We start from the raw sequence: 20,181 nt of genomic DNA, 5'->3' as shown, positions 1-20,181 counted from the left end.
ATGAGTAACGAACAAGAAATTTTAAATCTAATAGCACGGTACACCCATTTTTTAGATAAAGGTGATTTTGATGGCATAGGCAATTTATTTGCTGAGGGAAAAATTATTAGTACCGGCAGCAGTATGGAAGGAAAAGAAGGTATTTCAAAAAAACTGACCGAAGACCTTCAGGTATATTCAGATGGTACCACCCGAACAGCTCACGTTACCACGAATACCGTTTTGGATATTCAGGAGGGAAAAGATCAAGCGTCAGCAGTTTCGTACCTAACGATATACCAACAGGATGATGAACGCGATTTTCCCTTACAACCGATAATGATAGGAAAATACCACGATACCTTTAAACGTAAAAATGGGAAATGGCATTTTTCAGTGCGCGAAGTAGTCATCACTCTTACCGGAGATCTTTCTCACCACGCTAAGCCGGAAATTATGAAATATGTAGAAAATGGACAGCAATAAAAAAGTATTCATAACCGGTGCCAATAAGGGCATCGGTTTTGCCACTACAAAATTATTTGCCGAAAAAGGCTATCAGGTTTGGATGGGTGTTCGCAATATGGAACGCGGAGCAAAAGCACATCAATTACTAAAGGAACAAAATCTTGATGTGCATTTAGTGCAGATTGATATTTCTAATGATGAAAGCGTAGCCGAAGCTGCTAATTATTTAGGACAACATATAAAGCAACTGGATATTTTAATTAACAATGCGGGCCTTGCCCAGGATTTATCCGTTTCCCCGAGCGAGGAATCGCTTTCCGCAATTAAAAAGCAATACGAAGTCAACACTTTTGGACCGGTTCGGGTTACCCAAGCTTTATTGCCTTTACTTAAAAAAGCTCCTAAAGCCAGCATCATTATGCTCAGTAGCATTGTGGGTTCTTTGACACTTTCCAGTGATGAAAGTATAATTTATGGTCAAGTTAATTTTGCAGGATATTCCAGTTCTAAAACAGCTTTAAACGCTTTAATAGTTGCTTTTGCAAAAGAATTAAAGCCTTATGGAATACCAGTTATCGCCATAGAGCCTGGACATATTAAAACAGATTTAAATGGAAATACCGGAACAGAAACACCAGCAAGTGCAGCAAAATTAATAGCCAAATATGCTTTATCTGGCGATATATCAAATACTGGAAAGTTTTTCGGTCCCAATGGTATTTTACCCTGGTAACTTACTTGAAGTTTCAAAAAAGAAGAGATCGTTTCAAACAATTCTTTTAATTCTAGTTCAACTGTATTTGTTTAAACGGAAACAGATTATGAGAATTTGGAAACTTAAACCGAAGTAATCTTTACCAAATTTATCAAATAATAAAAAACACAAGAGTTATGACTACAAATGCAAAAGGAATCGTTTTTATTGTTGATATCAGTGGCTATTCTAAGTTTATAAATCAAATTGATGCTTCCAATGGTATCCGGATTATAAGTCGCTTATTTCATAGCATTATTGATCAAAACCACTTAGAATTTAAAATCTCGGAAATCGAAGGTGATGCTATTTTATTCTATCGGTTCGGAGCTCCGGTTTCATCAAAAGAAATCCTTAGCCAATTTAAAGCGATGCTTTCCAGCTTCGAGCAACAAATCAAAGACTTGCAAACATCATATCCCATAGTTTCCGGTTTGGGTTTAAAAGCCATTGTTCATTATGGTAAAATGAGTGAATATGCCATTCAAAACTTCTATAAATTATTTGGTAGAATTTTAGTGGATGCACATAGATTACTAAAAAATAATATTCCCGAAAACACCTATGTGCTTATCACAAAAGAGTATATGGATTCTTTGAAGGAGAGTGGAATAAAAAACACTATTTCTTGTGGTTACCAGCAATGTGAGCTCTACGATGTAGGAAGTCTATGTTACACCTATTTTCCGTTTAAGACTGAAGAACAGCTATCCAAAAATCTCAAAGTCGCCTAATTTTTTAAAACTCGTCGAATAAAATCAGCACAGATGCATAAAAAAAACCACTTATATATTCTAATACCCAAGAAATTGAACCTAATTATAAATTTAATGTCATACAAGTTCCCGCCTATGAACAAAGTTATGCCTGTAAGTCATATAATAGAAAAGGGATATACAAAATAAGTTTACATCGTGGACATAATAAGGTGTATTATGCTGATAAAATGATTGAATTTAAAGAATATGCTATTCTTTTTTCTCGTCCAAATATGGTCTACCGCTTTGAGCAAATCGGTAATCAATATCCGGGTTATTTATGTGTTTTTACGGATGAGTTTTTTGACCAATTTGTAACTATTAAAAATTATCCCCTTTTCAATCCGGAAATAGCTCCATTGATGGAGATTACCGCATCCCAAATGGAGTCTTTTACCCGAATTTTTCAGGAAATGACACAAGAAATGACACTAGACTTCAGCTATAAGTATGACATGTTAAGAACCAAGATTCTTCAACTGGTATTAGATGCGCTAAAACTCCGTCCATCCCCAGATCTTTCAACTAGGAAACCCAATAGTGCCAACCGTATTACGGCCTATTTTACTGAATTACTCGAAGGTCAATTCCCTATTGCCGACCAATCTTACAGAATGATTTTGAGGAATCCTCAAGAATTTGCTGATGAGTTGTCTGTGCATGTAAATCACCTTAACCGCTCTCTAAAGCAGGTTACAGATAAAACCACAACACAACATATTGCTGATAGGATGATTAAGGAAGCAAAAACTCTCCTTCAGGATACCGAATGGAATATAATGGAAATAGCTTGGTCTCTTCGTTTTGAAGACCTTTCCCATTTTATCAAATTTTTTAAAAAAAATGTAAAGTCAACCCCAAGTGTATTTAGAAAAAATTTAGTTGTTTGATTTTGCCTTATTTCCGCTTGAATATGACCACTGCTACAGTCCGCTAATTCGGAAATTTGTACAGTAAATTTTAAAATATATTTATAATGGAAAATCAAATAAAAACTAGTAATGAAACCGCAGATAAACTTGCGGTAATGGATGCCCTTTATCGATTTGCTGCAGGCATTGACCAACGTGACAAGGATCTCCTTATGTCAGCTTTTGCAGAAGATGCCATATCCGATTTTCGACCAGCCGGAAAAAAAGCTGGTTTTGAATATCCTGTGCTGGAAGGTCGTGAAACGATTGTCTCTGCCTTAAGAGGATCCTTAACCAACCTTGACACCACGCATTCCGTAAGTAATCCGCGTGTAAAAATTGATGGAAACAAGGCGACACTAGACGCATTAGTGGAAGCACAACATGTGCCATCGAACGATCCTACACGTCACTATCTAATGAAAAATCAATACGAAATAGAAATGATAAAGCAAGATGAGTTGTGGGTCATTAAACACGTCGTAATCGATAATGTTTGGCGTACAGGTGATCCTAATGTTCTTGCAGGTATATAACTTAAACTATGGCTCTGACGACTATTATTAAATTCTGAAACATTTGTTACATAATATGAACACTAAAATAAAGTTAAAGCCGGGCATAAATCACATTGAATTTTGGGTATCAGATATCTCTAGATCCATAAAATTCTATACTAGTTTTTTGCCCCTTATTGGCTGGGAACAGATTAGCAATAGTTCTTTTTCAGACGGAAAGATGGTAATCTACTTTGTAGAAATGAAAGGAATTGATAAAACAAAATCTCTTGGAGTAAGGCACCTCTGTTTTCAGGCAACAGAAAAGGATCAAGTAAATAAAGTATATGAGATATTGAAGACTATTCAAACCAAAATAATCCGTGGACCACTCTTTATGCCTTATTCTGAAGCTTACTATACTGTTGACTTCTATGATCCTGATGGACAGGTGTTGGAAGTAGCACACACACCATAAAAATTGAGTTTACATTAATATTTAGTACAAATGGAAAATGAATTTAAAAAATATGAATACTAAAATATTAGTAACAGGGGCTTCCGGAAATTTGGGAGCTCTGGTAGTAGCCTCATTATTACAAAAAACAGAGGCCAACAACATAGCAGTGATGTTGAGAAACGCCAAAGATGCAGAAGCGTTTATCAGTAAAGAAATAGAAGTACGTATGGCGAATTACGATAATACAGAATCAATGGCTGATGCTTTTAAAGGGATTGATAAACTGTACTTTGTTTCAGGCTCCGACCTTGAAGCCCGTTTGGTTCAGCATAAAAATATTGTAGCTGCAGCAAAAGTAGCAAAAGTAGGACATATAGTATATACCAGTTTTTCAAGAAAAGATGGGACCGTTAACCATACCTTGTCTACACTTGCACAAGGACATTTAATTGCCGAAGAAGCGATTATGAACTCAGGGATACCGTATACATTCTTACTAAATAATTATTACATGGAAGTGATCCCGTTATTTGTTGGTAAAAACATCCTTACCAGCCAAACGATTTATTTTCCAGCACAACAGGGTAAGAGTGGGTTTATAGCTCGAAAGGACATAGCAGAGCTTTCTGCAGAAATATTAACTACTGCTGGACATGAAAATAAAGTCTATGAAGCTAGCGGAGAAGAAGCATACACGTTTGATGAAATAGCGCAACTTATTTCTGATGTGAGTGGCATTAAAATTAGTTATATATCACCATCAGAAGTAGATTTCGAAAAAGCACTTAAGGAATATAAGGTTCCAAAAGCCGGTATCGATATAAGCATTTTATCAGCGAGGGCTATCCTAAAAGGTGAATTTGAAAAGACATCGGGTACTTTTCAAAAAATTACTGGTCATAGACCGACAAGCTTGAGTAAATTTTTACGTGAAACTTATGGAGTCAATACTCACTAATCGTTCTTATAGTGAGTGTATTTCCAAAAGTACTTTTCTTTTAAGTCTTCCAACCCAACTGAAAAAAAGTTAGGTGCATTTCACTTAAGTGAAAAATAATCTGCTCGTACCCCACTAATTTTGACCTGAATTAAAAAAATAAATAGTTATGAAAATTGTTAAAAATTTATTCCTAGTATTAGCAATGGTATTTAGTCTTATTTCCTGCTCTGATGATGATGATAATTCGTCTTTGGAAGTGAATCCTTCTACCCTTGTTTTGGTACACGGGGCCTGGCAATCGGCTTTTGTTTGGGATCAGGTAAAAACCGAATTGGAAAAGCAAGGAAACACCGTGATTGCAGTAGAATTATTGGGTCACGGCGAAGATAATACCCCGGTTTCTGACATTACTTTTAAAGGATATGTAGATCAGGTAAAAGCTGTAATTGTAGGTTTGGATACTCCAGTAGTTCTGGTTGGTCACAGTTTAGGCGGTGCCGTAATTACGCAAACGGCCAGTGAAATCCCGCAACAAATTGAAAAATTGGTTTATGTAGCCGGATTTATTCCTAAAAATGGGAAAAGTGTTTTAGATTATTCTGCATTGGATACCGAATCTTTATTACCTACTGCTTTGGAATTTTCTGCAGATGGAAGTACTGCTGCAATTTCTAATCCTGAAATAAATATTCCGGAAATTTTCTGCCAATACGGATCGGATGAAGACATAGATATTTTAGTGGAAAAGCTAAAACCAGAACCTGTAGGAGCCTTAGCAACACCTCTAGATTATAAAATGGATGATTATAATGCTATCGCAAAGAAATATTACCTATTTACTAAAGAAGATCACGCCATTACGTATCCCTTTCAGCAAGCAATGGCATCGGAAGCAGGTATTACCAACACCTTTGAAATAACTTCCGGGCATAGTCCCTTTGTTTCCAAACCTGCAGAACTACTTCAAATATTTGATACGATCTTAACTAATTAATTTATGGGACTTTTCAGTAAACAAAAAGGGTTAGAAGTTGGAGAGGTTATCCCCCCTTTTCAATTACAAGATCAAGATGGAAAATGGGTAAAACTCCCCAATACTATTCAGCAAAAAGGAGCGGTTATTTATTTCTATCCCAAAGATGAAAGCGGAGTATGTACAAAAGAGGCCTGTGCTTTTCGAGATAGCTTTGAAAGCTTTTCTGATGCAGGATTTGAAGTTTTCGGAGTAAATAATGGTAGCGTTGAAAGTCATAAAAAATTTCAGCAACACCATAGGTTACCTTTCACTTTATTGAGTGATCCGAGGAATGAAGTCCTCAAAATGTTTGATATAAAAAATGTATTATTTTTAACAGGTAGAGAGACTTTTGTAGTAGACAAAAAAGGCAAGGTTCTTCATAAGTTTAGGAGTTTTCTGAATGGTGAAAAACACATTCAGGAAGCTTTAGCAGTGCTAAAATAGGTTTAATTACAAAGGGCTTACCTATTTAATTTAATAGGCAAGCCCTTTTTTTATTTACAAAAACATGGAGACGTATAAAACTTTATTATACCAGCACTTAAAGGAATTCTCAGGGTTAACCGAATTAGATTTTGAAGAGGGAGAAAAATTCTGGCACTCAAGGTCTATTAAGAAAGGAGATTTCTTCAATACAAAAGGAATCGTATGTAAAGAACTAGGCTATATTACCAAAGGTATTTTCCGTATCTATCATTACGATGATCTGACCCAAAAAGAAACGAATGTCTTTTTCTTTTCCGAAAATCAATTCTTGATTTCCTTTCACAGTTTTATCCGTCAATATCCTTGCTCATATTACGTAGAAGCGTTGGAGGATTCGGAGTTTATAGCTATACGTTACGACCATTTGCAAGACTTGTATAGCAAATCTAAAGGCTGGGAGAAAATGGGAAGAAAACTAGCAGAGCATCATTATGAGTATTCTCAATTGCGTATGGAATCCTTGTTATTTTTAACTCCAGAAAAACGCTATGTGCATCTATTAGAAAAACATCAGGATATTACAGAAAGAATTCCCCTTTATCATATCTCATCTTATTTAGGGATTAAAAATCCTTCGTTAAGCAGGATTAGAAAACGAATGAATGAAAGATATAAACTACTAAACTAAGTAGTACAATGAGGATAATTGTTCCAAAACTTTTCATCTTCACAATTACAATTAGTGAAATTAAGAAAGAGGGGCAATATGGGGCACAAAGAGGACATAAAATTACTGATTACAAATACATCGCTCATTATCAATAGTTTTGAAAGACCCCATAGCTGATTAAGCAGCCAGTATATCTGCTAAAAGCTTTAAATCTTCTATTAATTGGTTCGAGTTTTGTACCATTGGGGGGCACTAAATAGCCATTTAATTGGCTTTAAAAACCACGCATTTTTATTAAATGATTGGCTTATAAACTTTTCAGGTTTCATTTGATTTGAGATGATTTCACCTTAACGGGTAGCAATCTGGTAACGTAAAACGTAACCGGGAGCAATTTTTACTACCGAAAATAAGTTTACTCATGTTTTGGTAAAATTGGATTTGACTTTGGTAACAAGCAAGTTTAATTTAAATCAAAGGTTATGCGAACTGCAGAGGCATTTTCTACTCAATTCTGGACTGATACTCGAAAAACGAAAGATGATGAGGTGCTTATCTACGCACGTATCACCATGGCCCCAAAAAACTTCGTATTCGTCTCAAGAGAAATTACCTCTGGAGCTTTGGGATTCTAAGAATAACAGAATGCTGGTTAATTCATCTTAGCTAAGCAAATGAATCAATACCTTGAACTGGCTAAATCTCAATTGTATCAAAGTTATATGGAGTTGAAAGGAGCTGGAAAGTTGCTTACGGCTCAAATTGTAAGCTTCCCCAGACTAGAACTATAAGTTCATTTGTGACTTGGAGGCTTTCTTGCACCAGTATTACTCTAAAGATCATCTAAGAGTTGTTGAGCCATAATACGGTGATGAAGCACATTCAGCGACTGCGCAAAATGATACGACTGGCTTCCACCGTGATGAATTGGAAAGTGCCAACATTACTATTTAAAAAAAAATTATAGTATTTTCAAAAACACTAGTGTCAAATAAGAATACTAACTATAAACAAAGCTTAAAATATCAAATTCATTATATGTCTTAGATGGTATTGTAATTGTTATGGCATTTTTATCGGTTATTATTTTTTTTATTAATTTAACATTTTGTTAATATGATGAAATGAAAGCGTCCAAACTAGAAAATGAATTGATTCAAGATCTTAAATCTGGGGATAAAAGAGCTTTGACAACTTTATATAATGAATATTGGAAGCCGCTTTATCTGTCATCGTATAATCTCTTAAGAGATAAAGAAACTTGTGAAGAAATAATTCAAGATGTTTTTATCGATATCTGGAATAGAAGGGCAGACTTGCAAATAAAGATATCTCTTAAGAGTTACCTGTATTCTTGTGTGAGGTATAAAGTTTTCTCTGAATTCCGGAAAAATAAAGTTCTTAGGATTGAACTTTTTGAAAATTTGGAAGAGCGTATAAATAGGAATACTCCAGAATCTGAAATCCTGCATAAAGAACTCAAGAAACAAATTAAATTGGTTGTTGATAATCTTCCTGATAAATGCAGAAGAGTGTATAAGTTGAGTAGAAACGAACAGTTGACTCATAAAGAAATTTCAGAACAACTCAATATTTCTACCAAAACCGTTGAAAATCACATTACCAATGCTCTCAATGCGCTACGTGCGTCATTGGGAATATGCAGCACGCTGTTGTTCTTTTCTACCCTATAATTTATTCCTTTAAAATTTTATTGTTAGTCGTTAGCTTTAATAGCTGAGGATTATTTGTTAAAAATAGTTATAGATCAACTTTTAATTGTGTTAAAATTGAAAATAGTTGAATTTCTTTTAGGGGGTGTCTCTTCTTTTCGACACTTCATACATAAAGGCACCAAAATCTTAAAGATTAAATCATGTACAAGTACGAGTTTCAGGCTTTGATAAAAAAGTATCTCGACGGCGATATTAGCGTTAATGAGCTTAAGAGACTCGTGAACTATTACGAAAGTTTTCAGAAAAACAATGAATGGGTTGAAGAATTAGGTTCAGAAGAGGTTCTAAAAAACAAAATGCTGATTAGCATTCTCGAGTCTATAGAAACCGAAACAAACGTTAAGAGCATTCCTTTTTATAGAAAATCGTTTTTTAAGTATGCAGTAGCAGCCTCTCTTGTTTTGTTTTTTGGAATTAGTTTTTTCTATACTCGAGAAGGGCTCAATTCTGAAAAATCGGTAGTAAATAATTCTATTGTAGTAGGTACAGATAAAGCAACATTGACTCTGGGTGATGGATCTAATGTTGTTCTCAATAAAGGGGAAACCTTCCAATCCGGAGCTGCAAAAAGTAACGGTAAAGAATTGGTATATAGCAAGAGGCCTAAAAAAGAAACAACATCAATTTTATATAACTATTTAACAATTCCAAGAGGGGGGCAGTTTAGTGTAGCATTATCTGATGGATCAAAGATATGGTTAAACTCAGACTCACAGCTAAAGTATCCTGAACATTTTATAGAAGGGGAAACTCGTAAAGTAGAATTAATTTACGGAGAAGCTTATTTTGATATTTCACCTAGTATAGAAAATCAGAATACACGATTTATTGTAGGTACAGGTAAACAGGAAGTTGAGGTTTTGGGGACTGAGTTCAATATTAAAGCCTATAAAGATGAATCTAATATATACACCACATTGCTCGAGGGTTCAATAGTATTAAATAACGACTTGCTTAAGAAAAAGGAAAAATTAATTCCCGGGCAACAAGCAATACTTAATAAATCAACTAATGATATTGTAGTAGTAGCAGTTGAAACTAAGTATGAAATAGCTTGGAAAAATGGCCTGTTTAGTTTTAAAAATAAAAGTTTAAAAGACATCATGGGAGTCTTGTCAAGATGGTATGATGTGGATGTGCAATTTGCAGATGAAGAATTAAAAGCTGTAAAATTTAATGGTCAGCTGCGTAAAAATCAAGAATTAGAAAGCATTCTAGAATTAATTAAAAACACAAATTTTATTGATGCCTATGAGATAAAAAATGACTCTATCCTACTCAGAAGTTAAAAAAATAAAAAGGAGGTAAAGCTCACACTCGCCAAAGTAAAAGACTCTATCCTCCTTTAGTTTAATCACTAGTTAAGAATCTTAACTAATTAACAACATGCAAATTTATGGCAATTAAATTAACTAATGCCCTATGCATTAATCTAAAAGTGCATATTAAAATTCTCATGAAAAGCCTAATCTTTTTATTTTGGTCAACTGTTTTCAGTTTTAGTCCAAATGTAATCTTATCTCAAAATGCTAAAATTGTTGTAGAATCAGATAAAACTATTTCTGTAGATGAAGTATTTGACTTGATAATGAGTCAGACTGACTATATATTTATTTATCAGTCAGAGATGTTTAAGAATTATCCTGAAGTTTATTTGAAGAAGGGAAGAATAAAAGTTTCTGAACTTTTAAAGGCTTGCATAACATCGAATAATCTTGATTTTTCAGTATCTAATACGAATACTATAATCATCAATAAGTCTTCAAACCTGCAGCAATTCAAAAAGCAACAAATTGAAGTTTCAGGGATTGTAACAGACAAAAGTGGAGTGCCTCTGCCGGGGGCAAGCATTTTAATTAAAGGTACTTCTAAAGGTACAATGAGCGATATGGATGGTAGGTATAGCTTAGATAATGTGCCAGAAAATGCAGTATTGGTATTCTCTTTTTTTGGTTTTAAACCTCAAGAAATACCCCTAGAGGGCAAAAATCTTTTAAATGTAATACTCGAAGAAAGTGTTGAGAGTTTACAAGAAGTTGTTATAACAGGACTTTTTGAACGTTCTGAACAGACATACACTGGTTCAGCTGTTTCTATTGACCGTGATCAACTCCAATCAGTAGATAATGATAATTTATTAAGTGCTATTCAGGTTTTAGAACCATCCTTTCAATTAACTGAAAATATAAACTTAGGGTCAGATCCTAACTCTTTACCCAATGTGGTCATACGAGGTGGTAATAGCCTACCAGACATTGCTTCATCGGGTAATGGCGATATTTTTGATTATACCAGTAATCCCAATGTCCCACTATTCATTTTGAATGGCTTTGAAGTAAGCCTTCAGCGGATTAACGATTTAAATATGAATCGTGTAAATAGTGTAACTATTTTAAAAGATGCAGCAGCGACTGCATTATACGGTTCTAGAGCAGCAAATGGTATTGTTGTGATAGAAACCATTGTCCCTAAAGATGGAAACTTTAGAGTGAGTTATAGTGGAGCACTTACCCTAGAGAATCCAGATCTTAGTAGTTACGACCTGCTAAATGCAGAACAAAAACTTGAACTGGAGCAAGCTGCTGGGATTTACAACAGCAATTTTCCATACTATAGAGAAGAGAATGATTATCTTTATAATCAACGATTGGCAGCAGCACGAGGAGGTGTGGATACAGATTGGCTTGTATTACCTACTCGAAATGGTTTAGGCACCCAGCATAACGTGTATATAGATGGTGGATCTTCAGATAATGTGCTGTATGGTATTGGTTTAAATTATCAGAATGCCAGTGGAGCAATGGAAGGATCTAGTCGTAGAAACACTTCTATAAACAGTTATCTTTCCTACAGGGTCAAAGATTTGCGTTTTCGTAATGAATTTATTGTAGCCTTTAATCGAGGAGCCAATTCCTCTTATGGTTCTTTTAGTGAATATGCTCGTATGAATCCTTATTGGGCTCCATATGATGCATTGGGGAATATTAAGTATAATTTGGAGCATATAACATCGCCAAATAGGGATGCTATACTGAATACACAAGTTAACCCTATATATAATACTACTCTTAATACAATAGATGAATCTTCTTATCGAAATTTCACGAATAACTTTGTAACAGAATGGAAAGCTACCAATTGGTTGCGTTTCACAGGAAGGTTCTCGTATCAAGTTCAAAATGACGAGAGTGATGATTTTAGACCTGCACAGCATACCGATTTTGCAGATGTTCCTTTAGAGCGTTTTTACGAACGTGGCGAATACATAAAGGGGTATGGCATGATGAAAAGATTAGATGGATCTTTAATAGGAAACATTAACAAATCTTTTGACGATCATGTACTGTATGCCTCTTTGGGGATGAACATATTAGAGACAAAATACTCACAAGAGCAATTTACCGTTCAGGGATTTCCTAATGCACGTTTAGATCAGTTGTTGGCAGGTAACAGATATCCGGAAGATGAAGGGCCAACTGGTAGTGAAAGTATAAACCGAACAGCCGGATACTTCGCTAACGGAGGATATGCCTACGATAATAGATATTTTGCAGATGCTTCGTATAGATTGGACGGTTCTTCACAATTTGGTAAAAACCAGCGTTTTGCCCCATTTTGGTCTTTAGGTGCCGGTTGGAATATTCATGAAGAAGCTGTTATGGAGCATGTAGATTTTGTAGATCGTTTAAAACTACGTTATTCATACGGTTACACTGGATCTCAAAATTTTCCGAGCTACATGGGGATTACTACTAGTGAATATTATACAGATCAGAATTACAGGTATAATATAGGAACATACTTGCTAGGCTATGGTAATGAAAACCTTAAATGGCAACGAACAGCTAAAAGTAATTTCGGGTTAGATACGGAGTTTTTTAATAGACGTCTAAGCCTTACGCTCGATTATTTTGTTGAAAAAACGCAAGGGAGTGTAATTAGTGTAACTACAGCACCTTCTTCAGGGTTCTCCTCCTATAATGAGAATATAGGAGATGTGATCAATAAAGGTTGGGAACTGAAGAGTAGATATACGCTTTTCAGGGATAGTAAATCAAGAAATCAGATCTCTCTGTTTTTAAATGCGTTTCACGTAAAGGGTACTATTGAAGCGATATCCAATTCTTTGGAGGAGCTTAACGAAACAAATGCCAATGCGCTTTCTTCAAGTCCATTAACTCGTTATGTAGAGGGGCGTTCAACTACAGCTATTTGGGCAGTGCCTTCTTTAGGAATAGATCCTTCTACAGGTCGTGAAGTATACTTAACCCGGGATGGGAATTATACAACAGTGTATAATCCAGCTGATCAAGTGGTGGCAGGGGATAGTCGTTCTGATGTGGAAGGCTCCTTTGGTACTAATATAGAATATAATGGTATAGGTGTAAACCTGTTTTTCGGATTTAGAATAGGAGGGCAAACCTACAATCAAACTTTAGTAGACCGTGTAGAAGGTGCAGATCTTAATTTTAATGTTGATCAAAGAGTGTATGATGAGCGTTGGAGGGAGCCTGGGGATGAGACTTTCTTTAAAGGGATTATTGATCCAGAAGGTTTTTCTATAACCTCAACCACCTATGCAAGCTCCAGGTTTGTGCAGGACTACAATTGGTTAAGCCTCAATAATGCTTCCATATACTATAGATTACCAGAGAAATTAAACAAAACTTTAGGTTTACAGAATACCAAAATCACTTTGTTTACCGGTGATGTATTCTTTCTATCTTCTGTAAGAAGAGAGCGAGGCCTTGATTATCCTTACAGTCGCTCTTTTACATTACAACTTCAAACCTCATTTTAAATATGAAACGAATAATAAGATTATTTAAATCAATAAGATTTGAGTACCAATTACTAATGGTATTTGCGGCATCACTACTCTTTTGTTCTTGTGAAGATTATCTGGATGTGAGTCCTTCTTCTGAAGTAAAGGAAGAAGAACTTTTTTCAGATGAGCAGGGATATAAAGATGCGCTTTATGGAGTATATCAGAAAATATCAGAGAATACAGTGTATGGTGAAAATCTAACACTGGGTTTTTTAGATGTTTTGGCGCAACAATATGATACCCGTTCATCAGGTCATCTCTTTTTTGAAACGGGTCTTTACCAGTATCAGGATATTGATGTAGAATTAAGAATAGCAGAGATATGGAGCAATATGTATACTGCAATAGCTCAAATCAATTTTATATTGAAGGATATAGATGACAACAGAAGTGTTTTTTCATCTGAGCAACTGTATAATATAGTGAAGGGAGAAGCTTTAGGATTAAGGGCGTTACTTCATTTTGATTTAGTTCGAATGTTTGGCAGCTCTCCAGTGACCTCTAGTGGTACATCTGCGATTCCTTATAGGGATGAGTTTTCAATTAAAAACGTAGCGCGTCTTAGTACAGATGAAGTTTTGGCCAGGTGTGAGCAAGACCTGCTTCAATCGGAAACACTATTATCTGTATATCCTGAAATGGATGAAATACGCAACCCAGAAGGTGAATTAGGGGGAGCTGATAATTTTCTCGCATTTCGTCAAAACAGGTTTAATTATTGGGCAGTCAAAGGGCTACTGGCTCGTTTATACCTTTATAAAAATGACAAACCTAATGCTCTTATTTATGCAAATGAAGTGATTAACAGTGGCAATTTTAGGTTTATGACCCAAGGCGAATTCAATACTACCGGCGAATTCAATGATCGGACCTTTAGTTACGAGCATGTTTTTTCGCTTAATGTTAATGAACTGCGTCTAACTTCTGATGACTATTTTCGAATCAGTGCTACTAATTCAGGAAGCTTTAATGAAAAGTTAATTGTTCCGGAAGATAAAGTAGAGACTATTTACGAAGTCTCATCAGGTTACGGGAGTGATCCCCGCTATGACAAATTATGGCAATATAGCCAATCGGTTTTGATGCATGCCAAGTTTTGGCAAGAAGATATAATGTCACCTTTAATAAGCAATTTAATGCCGCTCATACGCTTGAGCGAGATGTATTATATAGCTGCTGAAAGTGAACCGGATATACCTGCTGCCGTAGCGTATCTGAATAAAGTTCGGAATGCTCGGTTTATTCCAGAGTTGCCAACTACCATCGATGCGGCCACTCTTGATAATGAGATTTTTAAAGAATATAGAAAAGAGTTTATGAGTGAAGGACAACTCTTCTTTTATTATAAACGAAAAAATTCTGAGAACATAATTGATTCACAGATTTCCCCAATAACAAACGAGGAGTATGTTTTACCGCTACCAGTTCGTGAAATTGAGTTCGGAAATTAATTTGGGATTGGATTAAAATAATAAATAATTAGTAATACTAAATTTTACTACATGAATAAGACAATATATTATTTGATAGTGTTAGTGTGTTTTGTTAGTGGGATGTCTATAATTTCATGTTCTGATAGTGAAGAACTGATGTTTAATCTCGAAAAACCAGGTGTTTATTTTTACAAATCTGCAGGAAATGAATATACAGATAGTTTGAATTATTCTTTTGTGATATCAGCTGCATCAGTCATCAAAGACACACTTGATCAGGAACTTCGGGTTCGTATTATGGGGCAAGCAGCTTCTTATGACCGTGAAATAAATCTAATTGTAGAAGATTCTTCAACAGCTGTACAAGGAGAGCATTTTGATTTGCCCGATGCTGTGATTATGCCTGCTAATGCATTTGAGGTGTATGTACCTATCTACCTTTATCGTACGGAAGATTTGAAAGAAAGTGTGAAAAGAGCTTATTTTACTCTGAAAGATTCAGAAGACTTCATTGTAGGGTATCAAGATAATCAACAGCATATTATAACAGTTACTGATAAATTGACACGTCCTAACGATTGGAATGGTGGTCTTACAGATCTTTTTTACGGTGTTTATTCTGTAAGAAAACACGAATTTATGGTGCAAACTTTAGGTACAACTTCCATCACGATGGGAACGGGGGCTGCCATATCGCAAATGATGTCGTTTCAACAGCAAATGTTGGTCGCTTTGGCCAAATATAAAACTGAAAATGGATCTATGATTGATGAGAATGGCAATGAGGTAACATTCCCAAACTAATCCCGAATTTATTAATTCCATGAAGACAATTTAATTAAAAACATATGAAACGAATAACTATACTTTTCCTTTTTACCATTTTCACGGTATTATATTATAGTTGTGTAGAGGATAACGATAATGTATATGACAACTCAAATTTTAATAGTGTCAATGTCATTGTTGACACTACCGAGGTGCCTAGTTCAGTACTACAATTTGATACTCTGTATATTAACCCAGTGATTTCTCAAAGCCAACAGACTGATGAATCTAACCTCACTTATGAGTGGACCGTTCGCACAGATGAACAGTTTATTAATGCTCCAATTGACACGGTAGTTACCACTATTTCTACGGATAGAAACCTTGCTTATGAGGTGACTTTAACAACTGGGGATAAGAAATTTGCTTTAAGGGTGACCGACGAAAATACGGGGGTTACCTCAGTTGGGTATTTTTATGTCAACGTACAGAATCAGTTTAGCGAAGGATGGCTCGTTCTCGAAGAGAAAGATGGGCAAGGGGATCTTTCGATTATCCTTCCAGACGGAGCAACATTTCGTGATATTTACTCTAGTATTAACCCTGAAGCGCCTTTAGAAATCCCTTTACGGCAATTGGTGGTTACTAATTTTTCTTATGGAGTGGACGAAATTACCATTCTATCTGAAAATAGTGGCATTCAGTTGGATTACAGTGAGTTATTAAAATTATTTAATCTTGAGGATTTGTTTTGGAATCTCCCATCTGTGTTGGATCCTGAGTACCATGTTTGGCATGGAGCTTCTAATGGATGGATTATAAATGGTGGTCAGATTCACCTTCAGGTGCGTGGCGGATTTCCAGGAGATAAAAAGTACGGTTCAGCTATGGCCTTTCCCAATGGTGTGGGGAATGATTATTATGCTGCTCCTTTTGTTGCACAGGGAACTTCACCATATCCTGCAGTTGTATATGATAATCAGGGGCAGTACTTTACATACCTGGCAGATGGCTTGTCCCCTCTTTTGAAAAATTTTCCTCCTGCACCAGCAGGTGCTCCTTTTGATATGAATAATGTAGGCCTCGAGATGGTATATATGGAAACGGGAAATGAACAATACTTAATCAATGCGGTCTTGAAAGCTGAAAGTGAAGAATATTATATGCTTCAGTTTCGGGCTAATTTATCTGAGCCAGCACAAACTTATAAGATGATGACAAGTGCTACAGATATTTCGAGCAATACGGTATTTAAGAACTCAAAGACCTTAGACCGTATGTATTACAGTGTTGGAAATCAGATTTACCTGTATGATATCCCTTCAGGTTTAATTGTGGGCAGCCCTTTTTCCTTACCTAATGGAGAAACAATTACACACCTGGAAATTAATGCAACTGCACCCTCGGTTTTGATGGTAGCCACTTGGAATGGTGATGAAGGGCACGTATATAAACTCAATATGGCAGGAACAGGAGCGCTATCCCTTATTGAAAGTTTTAGTGGTTTTGGTGAAATCATTGATATGGATTATAAAGACTAACTTTTTTATATTAAAAACAATAAAAATGCAAAACAAATTTAATTGGTTAATTATATTAATTGCTTTAACGGCTATACAGTGTAAGAATACAGAAACATCTGAAATAGATACTACCCAACATACAGATCGGTACCAAATAAAGGGTACCGTGAGTGATATTCAAGACGGTGTTATGTATTTAGAAGAAGTTGACCGTTTAGAAGGAATCGAAGCGCAAATAGATTCGGCCCTTATAAAAGATGGAAATTTCACTTTTGAGGGTCGCATCGACGAGCCAAGAATGTTTAGAATAAAGACAGCAGATTCAACACCGTCTTCTCTATACTTTATATTATCTAATGAACAAATAACAGTTACCGGGATAAAAGATTCTCTATATAAAGCAAAGGTATCAGGAGCTACGGTTAATGCCGTCTATAGGGATTATTATGACAATAGTTTTGAAACAGTACGTGAAAAGGCAGGCCATGTGTATGCATATTCTGATTCCTTAACAAAAGGAGGTAAGGTTAAACTTGGTAAAGTACAGCGCCAGGAGATGGATCAGAAATGGGAAGAACTATCAGCATTTAATGATAGTATTACAGAGGTTTTTATTAGAACTCATAAAAATAGCCTAGCTACACCTCTGATTATCAAGGAACGCTATATTCAATATCCTAATCCTGAAAAGGCGCGAGAATTCTACGATATGTTAGATACTGTTTCTAAATCTTCTTATTATGGTTTTAAGCTAGCTGATGCATTAAAAGGATTAGAAGCTGTTGCTGTAAACAGTCCAGCCCCTGCAATTGATAATCAAGTTAATCTTGATGGTGAACTTATTGGTTTGGGGGATTATAAAGGGAAATACGTATTAGTAGATTTTTGGGCAAGTTGGTGTGCCCCATGTAGAAAAGAAAATCCAAACGTCAAATCAGCATATGATGTTTATCATCCAAAGGGACTTGAGATATTAGCGATTTCTTTAGACGATAAAAAAAATCTTTGGGAAAAGGCTATTGAAGCAGATAATTTACCTTGGGCGCACGTTTCTGATTTAAAAGGTTTTAAAAATGAGGCTGCTCAAGCATACTCAGTAAGTTCAATACCTCAGAATTTTTTAATAAATCCTGACGGAATTATAATCGCGACCAATTTAAGAGAAGAGGGATTACATACCAAGTTGAAAGAGGTTTTTGGCGAATTATAATTTTCGCAAAATTCCTTTAGAAGAAGTTGCTTGTAGTGCTTTGGGAGTAATCTCATAGCAGTTCTCAAAAAATATTCTAATTGAGCTAAATCATAATTAGGTATGAAATCTAATCCTGCTAAGCAGGGTGGGGTGTTAGTCTATACCTTCTATTAGTCTTAAGCTTTTAAACCGTTTTAAACAAAAGGTGATTCTTCTTGTATTCTCTACTATTATATTGAGGACTCATTCAAATTAATAAATGCAATGAAAATATATACAGTTAGATTTAGTACAGCAGTACTTGGTGTGTTGCTCTTTGTTTCTTGTGAGCATGAGCAAAAGGAATTTTCAAGTGAGAATTTTTCAGAAGAACAAGTAAAAACGCGTATTGATTCCTTGCTGAATCAGAAAACCAAAGCGGATACGACTCAAGTTGCTATGTTGCTAAATTCCTTAAAGGATGATAAAAAGGAACACTATGTGAATCTCGCTAGAACTTATTACTACAGATTAGGTGATCAAAAAATGGCAGATTCGATTAATGATCAGTTAACGACCAAATTTCCTCAAGGTATACAGGCGCGCCAGCTTGCTGCAACTAAGATTTATGAGGCAGAAACAACATTAGAGAAAGAGGAACTGTATACCACTTGGATAAAGAATTTCCCTCCTGAGGATTTTCCAAATGATCTAATAATAGGTGATTATGTGGTTAGTAATATAGCTTCAGCATATGCAAAGGAAAAAAAATATCGTAAAGCAATTGAGTTCACTGAGAACTTAAAAGAACCTTTTTGGGAGTCCAGCGGACTTTACCCAGTAATAAATATCTTTTATTCAACTGAAAATTATGAAGGTGCAGAAGCGTTAATGAAACGCGCCATCGCCAGTAGTAAAGTCTACGTAAACACTACCGATGATAATACAGAAAAGGCCCGCTTTGCAAGGCAAGTTTATTACGACTTATTACCCTTATATGCAAAAATATTATCGAAACAAGAAAAGGAAGTTGAAGCTTTAGCTGTTTTTGAAGAAAATTATGACAGTATGCAAAGCGTATCGGCAGAAAATAGCTTCTTATATGCAAAACTGTTACTGGATAAGGGGCAGGAGGATAAAGCTTTGGAAATATTAGAAAGTGTAGTTAAACTAGGGCAATCTAATGAAGAAGTAGATGATTTATTTAAGACTCTGTTTTTGAAAAACAAGGGTGATTCTGTAGCTTATATAAAATTTATCAAAGAGCTTAAAGAAATACGTTTAGCAGATTTAAAAGAGAAATTGGAAGCAGATATGGTTAGAGAAAAAGCCCCTGAATTTTCTCTTTTGGATTTTGATGGCACTCGCGTTAAGCTAAGCGATTATAAAGATAAAATTGTGATTTTAGACTTTTGGGCCACATGGTGTGCACCGTGCAAAAAATCGTTCCCTGCAATGCAAATGGCAATAAATAAGTTTAAAGACGATAATGATGTTGTATTTCTATTTATTCATACTTGGGAAAGAGACGATAATCCTACACAAGCAGCAAAGGACTATATAACTTCAAATAATTATGACTTTAAAGTTTTAATGGATTTGAAAGATCCAAAAACAAAGCTTAATGAAGCTGTTTCCGTGTATGGGGTTCAAGGTATCCCCGCAAAATTTGTTATTGATGCCAACGGATTTATACGTTTTAAATTAAGTGGTTTTACAGGAGGTAATGAAATGGCAGTAGATGAGATGAGTATGATGGTTGACTTGATTAAATCAGAAAGTTAAAAATGTCATTAGAATTATCCAGAATTAGTTTTTCGAGAACTTTTAGTGAATTTAAT

At 35.4% G+C, this 20,181-nt stretch carries 18 protein-coding genes; all 18 read left to right on the top strand.

Annotated features, from left to right (window positions below; genetic code table 11):
• The 18 genes from BUB91_RS07585 (at nucleotide 1) to BUB91_RS07500 (ending at nucleotide 20,125) form a co-directional block, all read left to right on the top strand.
• Complete coding sequence (locus BUB91_RS07585) at nucleotides 1-465, top strand: nuclear transport factor 2 family protein (protein WP_073098637.1); 465 nt, start codon at nucleotides 1-3, stop codon at nucleotides 463-465.
• On the top strand, nucleotides 452-1,180 hold the full coding sequence (locus BUB91_RS07580) for an SDR family NAD(P)-dependent oxidoreductase (protein WP_073098636.1): 729 nt from the start codon (nucleotides 452-454) through the stop codon (nucleotides 1,178-1,180). The genes BUB91_RS07585 and BUB91_RS07580 overlap by 14 nt, the downstream gene beginning before the upstream one ends.
• Before the next feature lie 158 nt (nucleotides 1,181-1,338).
• Entirely contained in the window at nucleotides 1,339-1,935 is a 597-nt protein-coding gene (locus tag BUB91_RS07575) for a DUF2652 domain-containing protein (protein ID WP_073098635.1), read from the top strand.
• Between the two features lie 212 nt (nucleotides 1,936-2,147).
• Nucleotides 2,148-2,849, top strand: a complete 702-nt coding sequence (locus BUB91_RS07570) for a helix-turn-helix domain-containing protein (protein WP_128759332.1) — start codon at nucleotides 2,148-2,150, stop codon at nucleotides 2,847-2,849.
• 86 nt (nucleotides 2,850-2,935) lie between these two features.
• The gene (locus BUB91_RS07565; RefSeq protein WP_073098633.1) at nucleotides 2,936-3,406 is read left to right on the top strand and encodes a nuclear transport factor 2 family protein; all 471 of its coding nucleotides are present in this window, start codon (nucleotides 2,936-2,938) and stop codon (nucleotides 3,404-3,406) included.
• 55 nt (nucleotides 3,407-3,461) lie between these two features.
• Nucleotides 3,462-3,845, top strand: a complete 384-nt coding sequence (locus tag BUB91_RS07560; protein WP_073098632.1) for a VOC family protein — start codon at nucleotides 3,462-3,464, stop codon at nucleotides 3,843-3,845.
• A gap of 52 nt (nucleotides 3,846-3,897) precedes the next feature.
• Nucleotides 3,898-4,785: an SDR family oxidoreductase gene (locus BUB91_RS07555; RefSeq protein WP_073098631.1), complete on the top strand. Its 888-nt coding sequence runs from the start codon at nucleotides 3,898-3,900 to the stop codon at nucleotides 4,783-4,785.
• A gap of 148 nt (nucleotides 4,786-4,933) precedes the next feature.
• Complete coding sequence (locus BUB91_RS07550; RefSeq protein ID WP_073098630.1) at nucleotides 4,934-5,761, top strand: alpha/beta hydrolase; 828 nt, start codon at nucleotides 4,934-4,936, stop codon at nucleotides 5,759-5,761.
• A gap of 3 nt (nucleotides 5,762-5,764) precedes the next feature.
• Nucleotides 5,765-6,229 (top strand): peroxiredoxin, encoded by a 465-nt coding sequence (locus tag BUB91_RS07545; RefSeq protein WP_073098629.1) that lies wholly within the window; start codon nucleotides 5,765-5,767, stop codon nucleotides 6,227-6,229.
• A 64-nt stretch (nucleotides 6,230-6,293) separates the two neighbouring features.
• Entirely contained in the window at nucleotides 6,294-6,899 is a 606-nt protein-coding gene (locus tag BUB91_RS07540; RefSeq protein WP_073098628.1) for a Crp/Fnr family transcriptional regulator, read from the top strand.
• A 1,106-nt stretch (nucleotides 6,900-8,005) separates the two neighbouring features.
• Entirely contained in the window at nucleotides 8,006-8,575 is a 570-nt protein-coding gene (locus BUB91_RS07535; protein WP_073098627.1) for an RNA polymerase sigma-70 factor, read from the top strand.
• Between the two features lie 182 nt (nucleotides 8,576-8,757).
• Nucleotides 8,758-9,906: a FecR family protein gene (locus BUB91_RS07530; RefSeq protein WP_073098626.1), complete on the top strand. Its 1,149-nt coding sequence runs from the start codon at nucleotides 8,758-8,760 to the stop codon at nucleotides 9,904-9,906.
• 167 nt (nucleotides 9,907-10,073) lie between these two features.
• Nucleotides 10,074-13,418 (top strand): SusC/RagA family TonB-linked outer membrane protein, encoded by a 3,345-nt coding sequence (locus tag BUB91_RS07525; RefSeq protein ID WP_073098625.1) that lies wholly within the window; start codon nucleotides 10,074-10,076, stop codon nucleotides 13,416-13,418.
• 2 nt (nucleotides 13,419-13,420) lie between these two features.
• The gene (locus BUB91_RS07520; protein WP_083557876.1) at nucleotides 13,421-14,896 is read left to right on the top strand and encodes a RagB/SusD family nutrient uptake outer membrane protein; all 1,476 of its coding nucleotides are present in this window, start codon (nucleotides 13,421-13,423) and stop codon (nucleotides 14,894-14,896) included.
• Nucleotides 14,897-14,947: 51 nt separating this feature from the next.
• Nucleotides 14,948-15,682: a DUF4843 domain-containing protein gene (locus BUB91_RS07515; RefSeq protein ID WP_073098623.1), complete on the top strand. Its 735-nt coding sequence runs from the start codon at nucleotides 14,948-14,950 to the stop codon at nucleotides 15,680-15,682.
• Nucleotides 15,683-15,726: 44 nt separating this feature from the next.
• Nucleotides 15,727-17,187 carry a PKD-like family lipoprotein gene (locus BUB91_RS07510; RefSeq protein ID WP_073098622.1) on the top strand — a complete coding sequence of 487 codons (1,461 nt, stop codon included), beginning with the start codon at nucleotides 15,727-15,729 and terminating at the stop codon, nucleotides 17,185-17,187.
• A 25-nt stretch (nucleotides 17,188-17,212) separates the two neighbouring features.
• Nucleotides 17,213-18,379: a TlpA disulfide reductase family protein gene (locus tag BUB91_RS07505; protein WP_073098621.1), complete on the top strand. Its 1,167-nt coding sequence runs from the start codon at nucleotides 17,213-17,215 to the stop codon at nucleotides 18,377-18,379.
• Between the two features lie 246 nt (nucleotides 18,380-18,625).
• Complete coding sequence (locus BUB91_RS07500; protein WP_073098620.1) at nucleotides 18,626-20,125, top strand: TlpA disulfide reductase family protein; 1,500 nt, start codon at nucleotides 18,626-18,628, stop codon at nucleotides 20,123-20,125.
• Nucleotides 20,126-20,181 lie beyond the last annotated feature (56 nt).

This window comes from Leeuwenhoekiella marinoflava DSM 3653, from assembly GCF_900129005.1.
Classification (GTDB): Bacteria; Bacteroidota; Bacteroidia; order Flavobacteriales; family Flavobacteriaceae; genus Leeuwenhoekiella; species Leeuwenhoekiella marinoflava.
Note: the sequence above shows the minus strand (reverse complement) of the source record. Positions and strands in the feature narration are given on the sequence as shown.